11 protein-coding genes are annotated in these 12,412 nt (G+C 76.2%); 4 read left to right on the forward strand and 7 right to left on the reverse strand.

The features are described 5' to 3' along the window. Window positions 1-70: 70 nt before the first annotated feature. Window positions 71-982, reverse strand: coding sequence for a helix-turn-helix domain-containing protein (locus tag IE287_RS33685; protein ID WP_189853068.1), 912 nt, complete (start codon window positions 980-982; stop codon window positions 71-73). Between the two features lie 110 nt (window positions 983-1,092). Here IE287_RS33685 and IE287_RS33690 point away from each other — a divergent pair, with 110 nt between their 5' ends. Together IE287_RS33690 and IE287_RS33695 are read left to right on the forward strand one after the other, a co-directional pair. After that, window positions 1,093-2,565, forward strand: a complete 1,473-nt coding sequence (locus IE287_RS33690; protein WP_189853069.1) for an alpha/beta fold hydrolase — start codon at window positions 1,093-1,095, stop codon at window positions 2,563-2,565. A 7-nt stretch (window positions 2,566-2,572) separates the two neighbouring features. Next, the gene (locus tag IE287_RS33695) at window positions 2,573-3,151 is read left to right on the forward strand and encodes a hypothetical protein (protein WP_189853070.1); all 579 of its coding nucleotides are present in this window, start codon (window positions 2,573-2,575) and stop codon (window positions 3,149-3,151) included. Window positions 3,152-3,310: 159 nt separating this feature from the next. Here the strand turns inward: IE287_RS33695 and IE287_RS33700 are convergent, their stop codons facing one another. The 5 genes from IE287_RS33700 to IE287_RS33720 are packed head-to-tail and all read right to left on the reverse strand — an operon-like array spanning window position 3,311 to window position 8,553. Then, window positions 3,311-4,114 (reverse strand): ABC transporter ATP-binding protein, encoded by an 804-nt coding sequence (locus tag IE287_RS33700; RefSeq protein ID WP_229883908.1) that lies wholly within the window; start codon window positions 4,112-4,114, stop codon window positions 3,311-3,313. After that, window positions 4,111-5,094 (reverse strand): ABC transporter ATP-binding protein, encoded by a 984-nt coding sequence (locus IE287_RS33705; protein ID WP_189853072.1) that lies wholly within the window; start codon window positions 5,092-5,094, stop codon window positions 4,111-4,113. Before IE287_RS33705 ends, IE287_RS33700 begins: the two co-directional genes overlap by 4 nt. Further along, entirely contained in the window at window positions 5,091-5,969 is an 879-nt protein-coding gene (locus IE287_RS33710) for an ABC transporter permease (RefSeq protein WP_189853073.1), read from the reverse strand. The genes IE287_RS33705 and IE287_RS33710 overlap by 4 nt, the downstream gene beginning before the upstream one ends. After that, the gene (locus IE287_RS33715) at window positions 5,966-6,919 is read right to left on the reverse strand and encodes an ABC transporter permease (RefSeq protein ID WP_189853074.1); all 954 of its coding nucleotides are present in this window, start codon (window positions 6,917-6,919) and stop codon (window positions 5,966-5,968) included. Before IE287_RS33715 ends, IE287_RS33710 begins: the two co-directional genes overlap by 4 nt. Then, window positions 6,916-8,553, reverse strand: a complete 1,638-nt coding sequence (locus IE287_RS33720; protein ID WP_189853075.1) for an ABC transporter substrate-binding protein — start codon at window positions 8,551-8,553, stop codon at window positions 6,916-6,918. Before IE287_RS33720 ends, IE287_RS33715 begins: the two co-directional genes overlap by 4 nt. A gap of 142 nt (window positions 8,554-8,695) precedes the next feature. Between IE287_RS33720 and IE287_RS33725 the strand changes: the two genes are divergently transcribed. Continuing rightward, complete coding sequence (locus IE287_RS33725; protein WP_189853076.1) at window positions 8,696-9,829, forward strand: LacI family DNA-binding transcriptional regulator; 1,134 nt, start codon at window positions 8,696-8,698, stop codon at window positions 9,827-9,829. Window positions 9,830-9,870: 41 nt separating this feature from the next. Here IE287_RS33725 and IE287_RS33730 read toward each other — a convergent pair whose 3' ends face one another. After that, complete coding sequence (locus IE287_RS33730; protein WP_189853077.1) at window positions 9,871-11,505, reverse strand: amidohydrolase; 1,635 nt, start codon at window positions 11,503-11,505, stop codon at window positions 9,871-9,873. 175 nt (window positions 11,506-11,680) lie between these two features. Between IE287_RS33730 and IE287_RS33735 the strand changes: the two genes are divergently transcribed. After that, the gene (locus IE287_RS33735) at window positions 11,681-12,406 is read left to right on the forward strand and encodes a TetR/AcrR family transcriptional regulator (protein ID WP_189853078.1); all 726 of its coding nucleotides are present in this window, start codon (window positions 11,681-11,683) and stop codon (window positions 12,404-12,406) included. Window positions 12,407-12,412 lie beyond the last annotated feature (6 nt).

Below are 12,412 nucleotides of genomic sequence, written 5' to 3' on the forward strand. Positions count from 1 at the left end.
CGCCACCACCTCGACCACCAGCCGGACGGTCGGCCGCCCACGATCCGAACACTTCCCGGGGGCGGCCCCCTCAGGCGGCCCGCGGCGCCGCCAGGGCCTCGGCGAGGTGGTGGTGCAGCAGGCCGAGGGCCGGCCGGTCCGCCGGGAGCAGCGGCACGACCAGCTTCCAGTACCGTGCCATCACCCCCGTCTCCTCCCGGCCCAGGAGCTCCGCCAGACGCCGTCGGAAGGCGGGCGAGTCCGGCTCCCCGAGCGCCAGGGCGTACGCGCCGGCGAAGCAGTCGAGGGCGTCCCCGCCGCCGGGCGCCCGCCCCGCCCGCACCCGCGCGCCCGCCAGCCCGTACGCCTCGCCCAGCCCCTCGTACAGGACCGCCGGCCGGTACCGCTCGCCCCGCAGCGGCGGGCCCGGCGCCCGCTCCGGCCGCGGGTCGGACACCAGCCCGCGCAGCAGGGCGAAGGCCCGCACCTGACCGGCCGACGGCTCGTCCGGCGGCACCGGCACCACCTCGTCGAGGACCCGGGCCACCAGCGGCGACGGCAGCCGCACCGGCAGCGACCGCCGCCAGAACCGGACCACCGCGTCCGTGTCCGGCGGCAGCGGCCCGGCACCGAGCAGCGGCAGCAGCGCGGCCCGCTCCGCCCCGCCGCACTCCGCGAGGAGCCGCAGCGACGCCTCCCGCCACGCCAGGGCCGCCCGCTCCCGCGCCACGCCCCGCAGCTCCCCGGCCACCACCTCCGCCAGCCGGTCCCCGTCCTCCAGCGCCCGCGCCACCTCCGGCACGCCCAGGCCCAGGGCGCGCAGCGACCGGATCTCCCGCAGCCGCGCCAGGGCCCCGGGACCGTACCGCCGGTGCCCGCCGCCGCTGCGCCCGGCCTCCGGCAGCAGCCCCCGGTCCGAGTAGTACCGCACGGTCTTCACCGTCACCCCGGCCCGCCCGGCCAGCTCGCCGATGCTCCACGCGCCGTCGCCCGCGTCCGTCACCCCGCACCTCCCGCCGGCCCCGGCCGTCCGCGTCCGGGGTGGAATCTCCCCCCGGGGGAGTTCCTAGTCTGCCGGAGGCCATGGGGGCCACGAGACGCGAGGAGGCGGCGATGACGGCGTTCGTTCTGGTGGGGGGCGCGTTCACCGGCGGATGGGTGTGGGACGCGGTCGCGGAGCGGCTGGGGGAGGCCGGGGCCGTGGCGCACCCGGTCACCCTCGACAGCGGCCCGGACGCCGGACTCGGCACGCACGCAGAGGAGTTGACCGTGCTCCTCGACCGGATCGACGAGCCGGAGGTGGTCCTCGTCGGACACGACTACGGCATCCACCCCGTGCTCGCCGCCGCCGACCGGCGGGCGGACCGGGTCGCCCGGGTGGTGTACGTCGCCGCCGGCCTCCCCTCGGACGGGGACCCCGCCCTGCTCCTCGTCCGCGACGAGACCGTCCGCGCCCGGCTCGCCCACGACGCCACGCCGCTGCCCCCGCCCCGCGGAGAGGAGTGGGCGCGCTGGGGGAGCGTCGAGGGACTCTCCGGCGAGGACCTGGACCGGCTGGACCGGCTCGCGGTGCCGCAGCCGGCCCGCACCCTCACCGAACCCCTGCGGCTCGGCGGCGGCCTGGACCGGGTGCCCGCCGCCGCGGTGATGTGCACGGCCGACGGACCGGGCGTCGACGTCGTCGAGATGCTGGTCCGCACGGGACCGCCGCGCCTGCGGAAGCTGGCCGGACCCGGCTACGCCTTCCTCGAACTCGCCGCCGGACACTGGCCGATGCTCTCCCACCCGGACGCACTCGCCGACCTCCTGCTGCGGGCCGCCGCGGGAGAGGGCCGCCGGCTCGGCCTCGGGGAGGAGCAGCCCTCCTACGAGCGGCAGGAGTTCCTGCTGGAGACGCCGGAGGTGCCCCGCGAACGGCACGGCCGCCTCGACGTGTACGCGCCGGACGCCGAGGGGCGGCGCCCCGCCGTCCTCCTCGTGCACGGCGGCCCCGTCGACGCCGACCGCGTCCCCACCCCGCGCGACACCCCCTTCTACCGGGGCTACGCCCGCCACCTGGCCGCCCTCGGCGCCGTCGGCGCCACCGTCGACCACCGGCTGTACGCCCTGACCGACTACGCCCGCGCCGCCGGGGACGTCGCCGGGGCGCTCGAAGCGCTCCGCGCCCACCCCCGGGTCGACCCGGACCGGATCGCGCTCTGGATCTTCTCCGGCGGCGGCCTCCTCTCCGCGCGGTGGCTGGCCGCGCCCCCGCCCTGGCTGCGCTGCCTCGCCCTCTCGTACCCCGTCCTCGCCCCGCCGCCCGGCTGGGAGACCGTCGGGACGGAGTTCCGCCCGGCCGAGGCGCTCGCGGGCGCCGGCGCGCTGCCCGTGGTCCTCGTCCGCGCCGGGCGCGAACACCCGGCGTTCGCGGCGACGGTGGAGGAGTTCCTCGCCTCCGCCGGGGAGCACGGCACGGACGTCGAGATCGTCGACGTGCCCGACGGCCGGCACGGCTTCGAGGCCCTCGACCGCACGGACGCCTCCCGGGACGCCGTCGCCGCCTCGGTCCGGGCCGTCCTGCACCGGGTGACCGGTGCGCGATGATGGGCCGGTGATCTCCAGGGAACGCGCCGTCGCGCTCGTCGGGTCCTTCCTCGCGCGGGACCTGCCGACCCGCCCCTGGGCGGGCTCCCCGCCGACGCCCGACCTCTACCACGTGGAGGAACGGCCGGTCGGCTGGCTCGTCTTCTGGCGCTCGGCGGAACAGGCCCGCGGCGACGGCCCGCGCGGCAGCTTCGTCGGCGGCCACTACCTGGTCGACCGGCACGACGGCAGCCTCCACTTCGTGCCCGCGGTCCGGTGGGACGACGAGGGCTGGGAGGAGCAGTACCTCACCGAGGTCCGGGGGACCCCGCCGCCCGACCCGCTGGCCGCCGCCGTACGCGAACTCGCCCGTGCCCGGGGCGTGGTGGCCGCCATGGCCCACCTGCGGCGGCAGGCGTCCCGGCTCGGCCCGCGCGAGGCGAAGGCCTACGTCGAAGCGGTCGCCGACGGGGCGGAACCGCCGGAGGCACTGGCCGCCCCGACCCGCCGGGAACGGGAGCGGCCGCTCCCGCCCATCGAGACGGTGGCGGGCCCGGCCGACCGCGCGGAGGGGGCCGCCGACCGCGCGGCGGGTCCGGCCGGCTGAACGGGCGGGGCGTCCGAGGGGGCCACCGGCCCGGCCGGCCGTGCGCGCGGGGCGACCGGCCCTCCGCACGGGGCGGCCGGCCGTGTCGCCGGTCCGCTCGGCCGGCCGGGCCGACGGGCGGCCCGGCCGTGGTGCCGCCCCCCGACGGCACCACGGTGCTCAGGAGCGGTCGGACGTCCGGGCCGGATCCCAGCCGCGCCGGGGCACCGAGTCCAGCAGGAGCCGGGTGTAGGGGTGCCCGGGCGCGCCGAGGACCCGGTCCACCGGCCCCGCCTCCACCACCCGGCCCCCCTTGAGGACCAGCACGTCGTCCGCGACGTGGCGCACCACCGCCAGGTCGTGGGTGACGAAGAGGTAGCCGATGCCCGCCTCGCGGCGGATCTCCCGGAGCAGGTCCAGGATCTGCGCCTGGATCGACACGTCGAGCGCGGCGACCGCCTCGTCGAGGACGAGCACCCGGGGTTCGACCGCCAGCGCGCGGGCGATCGCCACGCGCTGGCGCTGGCCGCCGGAGAGCCCCCGCGGCAGGGCGGCGGCCTCGCGGGCACCGAGCCCGACCCGGTCGAGCAGGCCGGCGACGCGCGCCTCGCGGGCCTTCGCGTCCAGCGCGGTGTGCAGCCGCAGCACCTCGTCCAGGCAGCCGCGGACCGGGATCCGCGGGTCCAGCGACAGGTAGGGGTCCTGGAAGACCATCTGGATGTCGCGGGCCCGCGCCAGCCGCTCCGCTCGGCCCCGCGGCCGGGCCGAGCGGTCCCGGCCGTCGAGCCGGACCGTGCCCCCGTCGGCGCGCTCCAGGCCGACCAGCATCCGGACCGTGGTCGTCTTGCCGCTGCCGGACTCGCCGACGACCGCCAGCGATCCTCCGGCCGGCAGGGCGAACGACACCCCGTCGACCGCCGTGTGGTCGCCGTACCGCTTCCGCAGTCCCTCGACGACGAGCCCCTTCTCCCCGACGGTCGTCACAGCGCGATCCCTTCCTCGGCGCGGAGGCACGCGGCGAAGCCCTCGCCGTGCCGTGCCAGTTCGGGCTTCTCCTCCGCGCAGCGCGCCACCGCGTGCGCGCAGCGCGCGGCGAAGGCGCAGCCGGCCGGCGCCTCGGCGAGCGAGACCGGGCGGCCCGGGATCGGCCGGGGCGCGGGCGAACCGGCCTCGATGTGCGGGGTGCAGGCGAGCAGACCGGCGGTGTACGGGTGCCGGGGGCGGTCGAACAGCTCGTCGGTGGAGCGGGTCTCCACGATCCGGCCCGCGTACATCACGTACACCCGGTCGCAGATCGCCGAGGCCAGTTCCAGGTCGTGGGTGACGAAGAGCATGCCGGTGCCGCGCTCGGCCCGCAGCCGGGCCAGGATCGAGATGACCTCGGCCTGGGTGGTGACGTCGAGGGCGGTGGTCGGCTCGTCGGCGACGAGCAGTGCCGGTTCGGCGGCGAGCGCGGCGGCGATGACGACCCGCTGGAGCATGCCGCCGGAGAACTGGTGCGGGTGGCGGCGCAGCGCCCCGCGCGGGTCGCGGATCCCGACCGCGGCGAGGAGTTCCTCGGCGCGCGCGGTGGCCTTGGCGGCGGGGGTGCCGGAGGCCCGGAGGCCCTCGGTGAGGAAGTCGCCGACGCGCCGCAGCGGGTTGACGGAGGCGCGGGGGTCCTGGAAGACCATCGCGACCTCGCGGGTCCGCAGCGAGGCCAGCCGGGCCCGGTCCATGGTGAGGACGTCGGCGCCGTTCACCCGGATCTGTCCGGCGGTGCGGGCGCCCTTGGGGAGCAGGCCGAGGACGCTGCGGCAGGCCACGGACTTGCCGGAGCCGGACTCGCCGACGAGGCCGACGGTCTCGCCGGGGCGCACGGTCAGGCTGACGCCGTCGAGGACGGGCCGGGCGGCCCGGTCGTCGGGGAGCCGCAGCTCCAGGCCGTCGATCTCCAGGACGGGCGGGGGTGTGGAGTGGTTCATGGCGTCTGCTTCTCCCGGCGTGCGATGCGGTCGGCGAGCCCCTCGCCGACGATGCCGAAGGCGACCACCGCGAGCACGATGCACACGGACGGCGCGAGGGCGGGCAGCATCGCGCCCTGGAGGACGGCGCCCTGACCCTCGTTGATCATGGCGCCCCAGTCGGCGGTGGGCGGCTGGACGCCGAAGCCGAGGAACGACAGGGCCGCCAGGTCCATCAGCGCGTAGCCGAAGTTCATCGCGGACTGCGCGAACACCGTCGGCGCGATGTTGGGCAGCAGGTGCCGGACGCAGACCGTCCAGCCGGACCAGCCCTGCACCACGTACGCCTCGACGTACGGCCGCGCCTTCTCCTGCCGGGCGATGCCGCGCACCAGGCGGCCCACGTACGGGGTGTACGCCACGGCCATGGCGATCACCGGGGCCGTCATGCCCGGGCCGGTGACGGCGACCAGCAGGATCGCCAGCATCAGGCCGGGGACGGAGAAGACCAGGTCCATCGCGCGGGAGAGGAGCGCGTCGGTCCAGCCGCCGCGCCACGCCGCGACCACGCCGAGCAGGGTGCCGAGGAGGGTGGAGACGCCGACGACCAGGAGCGGGCCGAGGAGGCCGGTGCGGGCGCCGTGCAGCAGCCGGGACAGGATGTCGCGGCCGGACTGGTCGGTGCCCAGGAGGTGGTCGCCGGTGGTGCCGACCAGGCTCGCGCCCAGGTCGAGCGCCTCGGGGTCGTACGGGGCGAGCAGCGGCGCGGACACGGCGACGAGGACGAGCACGGCGAGCACCGCGACCGAGACCGTGAAGAGCGGACCCTGCCCGAGGAGGCGCAGCCTCCGCAGACCGGGCCTGCGGTACGGCACCGTGGTGAGGGTGGTGGTCATGAGGAGCCTTCCCCGGGGGAGAGACGGGGGTCGATGAGCGGCGCGAGCAGGTCGACCGCGAGGTTGACGAGGACGAAGGCCGCCACGCTGAGCAGGGTGACCGCCTGGACGACCGCGAAGTCCTGGGAGGTGACCGACTGCACGAGCAGCGAGCCGAGTCCGGGCACGTCGAAGGCGGTCTCCACGATGGCGGTGCCGATCAGCAGGCCGGCGAGCATGGTGCCGCCGACGGTGACGACCGGGCCCAGCGCGTTGCGCAGCACGTGGCGGCGGACCACCGACCGGCCGGCGACGCCCCGGGCACGGGCCACCTCGACGTGCTCGCGGCCCATCTCGTCGAGCATCGCGGAGCGGGTCACCCGGGCCAGCAGGCCCGCGAAGGTGAGGGCGAGCGCGAGGGCCGGCAGGGTCAGCTGGTGGAGCCGGGGGCCGAGCCCCCCGGCGGCGCCGCCGCCGGGTCCCGGGAACCAGCCGAGCTGCACGGAGAAGAGCGAGACCAGTGCGATCGCGGTGACGAAGGAGGGGGTGGCGGTGGCCACGCCGGTGCCGATGAGCACGGTCCGGTCGAGGAGACCGGGACGGAGCGCGGCGAGGACGCCGGCGCCGACGCCGAGCACGGCGACCAGCAGGGCGGAGTAGCCGACCAGCAGCGCGGTGCCGGGCAGCCGCGAGCCGAGGAGCGCCGTGACGTCCTGGTGGTACTGGGCGGAGCGGCCGAAGTCGCCGGAGAGGACGCCGCCGAGCCACTTGCCGTACTGGACCGCGAGCGGGTCGTCCAGGTGGTGTTCGGCCCGCAGGGCGGCGACGGTCTCGGGGGAGGCGGGGCGGCCGTGCAGGAGGAAGGTGACCGGGTCGCCGGGGGCGAGGTGGAGGGTGCCGAAGACGACGACCGAGGTCACGAGGAGCACCGCCACGAGGCCGGCGAGCCGGCCGGCGAGGAAGCGGGTCATGACTGCGCGGCCCCGATCATCGCGGCCCACGGGTAGTAGAGCTGGGCGATGCCGGTCGGCGCGCCGGTGATCCGCTCGCCGAGGAAGACCGAGTGCGGCGCCTCGTAGACCGGGATGATCGGCAGCCGGGCGAGGGCGATCTCCTGGACCTTCGCGGTGAGCTCGGTGCGCTTGGCGGGGTCGTACTCGGTGTTGGCGCGGTCGAAGGCCAGGTCGTACTCGGCGTCGGACCAGTTGCCGTAGTTGCCGAAGTCCCCGGTGCGCAGGTACTGGTAGAACTCCAGCGGGTCCGGCGTGTTGTCGTAGCCGCTGGTGATGACCAGGTCGAGGCCGTCGCGGGCGGCCGGGTCGACGAAGAGGCTGCTGTAGGCGTCCGGGGAGACCGGCCGGAGCTCGACGTCCAGGCCGATCTGCCGCCCGGCCGCCTGCACCGCGTTGGCGACCACGCTGATCTCGGGGGCCAGGGTGCTGGTCGCCAGGGTCACCTTCTTTCCGGTGGCGCCCGCCTCCTCGACGAGCTTCTTCGCCGCGGCCACGTCGTGGGCGGGCTCGGGCAGCGTGTCGAAGAGCGAGGCCGTCCTCTCCGGGACGAGCGACCAGGCGCCGCGCGCGGCGGGGGCCTTGGCCGGCACGCCGACGCCGCCGGCGGCCGCCTTCACGATGTTCTTCCGGTCGAGCGCCATCGACAGCGCCCTGCGGACCCGGACGTCGCCGAGGGTGCCCTTGAAGTCCGTGACGGCGAGGTTGTACGCGCCGGTGTGGGGGCCGAAGTACAGCCGGCCCTTGCCGCTGGTGCGCAGCTGGGCGAAGGAGGAGGACGGCACCATGTAGCCGCCGTCGGCGGTGCCGGAGAGGAAGGCGTTGGCGCGGGCGGCCGGGTCCTCGACGAAGGTGAACTTCACGGACTCCGACTTCGGGGCGAGCTTCGCGTCCCAGTAGTCCGGGTTCTTCCTCAGCGTGATGCTGTCGCCCTGCGCCCACTTCTCCAGCGAGAAGGGACCGGTGCAGTCGAGGTCGCCCCGGGGCGTGCCGTACTCCTTGCCCTCCTTCGCGAGGGAGGCGGCGCTGACGACCGTGCCGGGGGAGGCGGCCAGCAGCTCGTGGAAGAGCGCGTCGGCCTTGCCCAGCCTGACCGTCACCTCCAGGGGGCCGGACTTCTCGATGGACTCGACGGCCTTGAAGGCGGAGCCCCACGGGGAGCCGGTCGCCGGATCCATCTGCCGCTTCAGGGAGGCGACGACGTCGTCGGCGGTCATCACGGTGCCGCCGTGGAACTTCACGCCGGGCCGGAGGGTGTAGACGAGGGTGCGCGGGTCGGGCTGCGCCCACTTCACCGCGAGACCGGGCTCGATCCTCAGGTCCGGGGTCACCCGCAGCAGCTGCTCGCAGACGTTGGCGAGCACGGTGTTCGGCGGGAAGTCGTAGGCGAGGGCGTAGTCGAGGGTGTACGGCTCCGCGTAGAGCGACCAGGTGAAGGAGGGGAGCGGGCCCTTCGCGGCCGGCGAGGTGGGGGAGACCTCGAAGCCGGTACCGCCGGCGGCGCCGGGCTGCGGCTGCGTGGCGCCGGAGCAGGCGGTGAGGGAGGCCGCGAGGGCGGCGGTGAGGACGAGTGCGATGAATCTGGGCGTGCGCATGCAGACCCACCCCTTTACGGGTGTAGTGACGGGCGCTGGGGGATGGAGCGAGTATTGATGCGGGAACGTTCCCGCACAAGAGTTCCGGCCCGCTTTGCGGGAACGGTTTTGCAATGGTCAGGACGGTGGCAGCATCGGCTCCATGACCGAAGCTTCAGAGCACGGCGGGGCGACCCCGGAGCGGTTCGGGGCGCCCCGGGGACGGGACCGGACCGACGGACGGGGCGGCGCCCCCGGGGCGGCGCGCGGGAGACCGGCACCGCCGCCCTCCCCGCGCGTCCGCCTCGTCGACGTGGCCCGCGAGGCCGGCCTCTCCAAGACCACCGTCTCGGCCGCCCTCAACGGCACCGGCCGGCTCTCCCCCGAGATCAGGGAGAAGGCCCGCGAGACCGCCCGCCTGATGGGCTACCGGCCCAACGCCACCGCGCGCCAGCTGCGCGCGGGACGGGCCCGTCTGATCGGCTACGTCGTCGGCGAGCTGGCCGACACCCCCTGGACCTTCCTGGAGTCGCCCTACTTCGCCCGCCTCACCGGGGCCACCGCCGCCACCGCGCTCGCGCGCGGCTACGCGGTGGTGCTGCTGCCCGCCGGCTCCCTCCAGAGCGAGTGGGCGGCCCTGCCCCTCGACGCCGTCGTGGTCGCCGACCCCGTCGCCGACGACCGGATCGTCGAGGACCTGCTGGCCGCCCGCATCCCGGTCTTCAGCGACCGGTCCGTCGAGGGCCGGCCCGGCGCCCACTGGGTGGACGTCGACGCCGACGCCGCCGTCCGGCAGGCCCTGGACCACTTCCACGCCCAGGGCGCCCGCCGGCCCGTCCTCGTCGTCCCCGACAGCACCACCCGCTTCCACCGCGAAGTGGAGGCCGCGCACCGCGCGTGGTGCGCGGCGCACGGGGTGCCGGAGCGGGCGGTACGGGTCGCCGAGCCCGGCAACGGGCCGGTGATCCGGGCCGTGGAGGCCGCCCTGGGCACCGGGCCGGAACGCCCCGACGCCCTCCTGGTGGTCGCCGAGGCCAGCCCGCCGCTCGTCCTGGAAGCGGCCCGCCGGCACGGTTACGACGTCCCCGGCGACCTCCTCCTCGTCTGTGTCAGCGAGGACGAGACCGCCGTGCACACCGAACCGCCGGTGACGACGCTGAGCCTGCGCCCCGACGCGGTCGCCGAGGCGGGGATCGCCCACCTCGTCGCCGTCCTGGAGCAGGGCCTGGGGGAGACCGGCGGAGCGATGGTGCCGGTCAGGCTCGACGTCCGGGCGTCCTCGGTCCGGCCGGTCTAGCGGATCCGCACCGGCGGCGCCGGAGCCGTACACGCGGCCGGTCAGGCCTCGTGCACCAGCCGGCCGCCGACGTACGTCCGCTCCACCCGGGCCTCGGCGATCTCGCCGGCCGGCGCGGCCAGGACGTCCCGGTCGAGCACGACGAGGTCGGCGAGGTGGCCCGGCAGCAGGCTGCCGGCGTCGTCGACGCCGTTCACGTGCGCCGCGCCGGCCGTGTACGCGGTCAGCGCGGAGACCAGGTCGATGCGCTCCTCGGGGTAGAAGACCGGGGCGTCCGGCGCCTCCGGGTCGCGCCGGTTCACGGCGACGTGGATGCCCTCGATCGGGTTCGGGCTGGAGACCGGCCAGTCGCTGCCCGCCGCCAGGGTCGCCCCGGCCCGCAGCAGCGAACCGAACGGGTACTGCCAGGACGCCCGCTCCGGTCCCAGGAAGGGGATCGTGAGGGTGTCCATCTGCGGCTCGTGCGCCGCCCACAGCGGCTGGATGTTCGCGATCGCGCCGAGCGCGGCGAAGCGGGTCAGGTCGTCGGGGTGGACGACCTGGAGGTGGGCCAGGTGGTGACGGTTGCCCCGCCGCCCGTTGGCCGCCACCGCCGCCTCGACCGCGTCCAGCGCCTCCCGCACGGCCCGGTCGCCGAGCGCGTGGAAGTGCACCTGGAAGTCGAGGGCGTCGAGCTCGGTCACGTACGCGCGCAGGGCCACCGGGTCGACGAAGCTCAGGCCGCTGTTGGCGGTCGCGCAGCCGCAGCCGTCGAGGTACGGAGCGGTCATCGCGGCCGTGAAGTTCTCCGCGACCCCGTCCTGCATGATCTTGACCGAGCCGGCCCGGAAGCGGCCCGTGCTCAGCAGCTCGCGGCGGTCCACCAGTTCGGGGATCTGCTCGGCCCCGCGCTCCCGGTCCCACCACAGCGCGCCGGTCACCCGGGCCGTCAGCGAACCGTCCCGGGCCGCCGTCGCATAGGCGTCCGACGGGTCGGCCATGCCGTTGAAGGAGCCGAGCAGGGCGTCCTGCCAGCCGGTGATGCCCAGCGAGTGCAGCAGCCGCTGCGCCCGCAGCAGCCCCGCGAGCCGGTCCTCCGCGGTCTTCTCCGGGACCAGCCGCGAGACCAGCCCGGTCGCCCCCTCCTGGAGGGTGCCGCCCGGGGTGCCGTCGGCCTCCCGCTCGATCCGGCCGTCCGCCGGGTCGGGGGTCCGCGCGGTGATCCCGGCCAGCTCCAGGGCCCGGGTGTTCGCCCAGGCGCCGTGGTGGTCGCGGTTGGAGAGCAGGACGGGACGGTCGGGGACGACCGAGTCGAGGAGCTGACGGGTCGGCACGCCGCCCTCGAAGCTCTCCATCGACCAGCCGCCGCCGGTGATCCACTCCCGGTCCGGGTGGGCGTCGGCGTAGGCCCGGATCCGCTCCAGGTAGTCCCGGACGTCCACGCTTCCGGTGAGGTCGCACTCGGCCAGCTCGGTGCCGCCGCCCACCGCGTGGACGTGGGAGTCCTGGAAGCCCGGCAGCAGCAGCTTGCCGGTCAGGTCCACGACCTCGGTGCCGGGGCCGATCAGCTCCCGGACCTCGTCGTGGCCGACGGCCGTGATCCGGTCGCCGGTGACGGCGAGCGACGTGGCCCGGCTGCGGGCCGGGTCCAGGGTGAGGACGGGGCCTCGGGTGAAGACCAGATCGGCGTGGGGCATGCGGCGGCTCCCTGTACGTGCGGACGCGCCGGGCGGGCGCTGGGGGCGTGGGTCGGCGGGCCCGCTCCGGGGGCCGGACCGGGCCGGCGGGCGGCGTGGTGCGGTGGGGGCGGGCAGCGCCATTGAAATGCGCCGCCCGTTTACACGTCAATGGTGTTGACGTAAGCTCCGCGTCATGTCCCCACGTGTCGTGTCCGAGGGTGACCGGCGGCGCCGGCGCCCCACCAAACAGGGCGCCGTCCTCTCCCAGCGGCTCATCATCGACACCGCGCTGCGCCTGGTCGAGCAGCACGGCGCCGACGCCCTCTCGGTCCGCCGCCTCGGCATCGCGCTGGGCGCCGACCCGAGCGCGCTCTACCGGTACTTCCGCAACACCGACGACCTGCTCCTGGCGCTCGCCGACGAGTTCATCGGGCGCTCCCTGGAGGGGTGGGAGGCGACCGGGGACTGGCGGACGGACCTGCGCGCCATGGGGCTGCGCATCCACCACTCGTACCACGGCCAGCCCCAGGCGGCCCTGCTCGTCGCGCACCGCACCACCGGCCGCATCCACGAGACGCGGGCGGTCGAGACGATCCTGGGCATCCTCCGGGACGGCGGCTTCCCCGACCCGCTGGCCGTCCGGATCTACCACTCCTTCGCCGACCAGGCGCTCGCCTTCGCGGCCCAGGACGCGGCCGCGGCCGCGCTGCCGCCGGCCGCGGCGGAGGCCGACGCCGAGGTCTGGCGGCAGGCCTACGGGCCGCTCCCCGCCGCCACCCACCCCCACGTCGCCGCCACCTACCCCCTCCTCGCCGCCGACATGAGCGGCAGCGGCTACCCCTTCGCCCTCGAACTCATGCTGACGGCCCTGGAGACCCTCCACCCGGACGGCGCGGGCGGCGGGCGGCGGGACCGCTGAGCCGGG

The sequence above is a fragment of the Streptomyces omiyaensis genome (assembly GCF_014650895.1).
Lineage (GTDB): Bacteria > Actinomycetota > Actinomycetes > Streptomycetales > Streptomycetaceae > Streptomyces > Streptomyces omiyaensis.

Bases quoted from the DNA above. Each gene is read 5' to 3' on its own strand.
- IE287_RS33690 (WP_189853069.1), top strand. From the start codon at position 1,093: ATGACGGCGTTCGTTCTGGTGGGGGGCGCGTTCACCGGCGGATGGGTG.
- IE287_RS33735 (WP_189853078.1), top strand. From the start codon at position 11,681: ATGTCCCCACGTGTCGTGTCCGAGGGTGACCGGCGGCGCCGGCGCCCC.
- IE287_RS33705 (WP_189853072.1), bottom strand. From the start codon at position 5,094: ATGAACCACTCCACACCCCCGCCCGTCCTGGAGATCGACGGCCTGGAG.
- IE287_RS33730 (WP_189853077.1), bottom strand. From the start codon at position 11,505: ATGCCCCACGCCGATCTGGTCTTCACCCGAGGCCCCGTCCTCACCCTG.
- IE287_RS33715 (WP_189853074.1), bottom strand. From the start codon at position 6,919: ATGACCCGCTTCCTCGCCGGCCGGCTCGCCGGCCTCGTGGCGGTGCTC.
- IE287_RS33725 (WP_189853076.1), top strand. From the start codon at position 8,696: ATGACCGAAGCTTCAGAGCACGGCGGGGCGACCCCGGAGCGGTTCGGG.
- IE287_RS33720 (WP_189853075.1), bottom strand. From the start codon at position 8,553: ATGCGCACGCCCAGATTCATCGCACTCGTCCTCACCGCCGCCCTCGCG.
- IE287_RS33710 (WP_189853073.1), bottom strand. From the start codon at position 5,969: ATGACCACCACCCTCACCACGGTGCCGTACCGCAGGCCCGGTCTGCGG.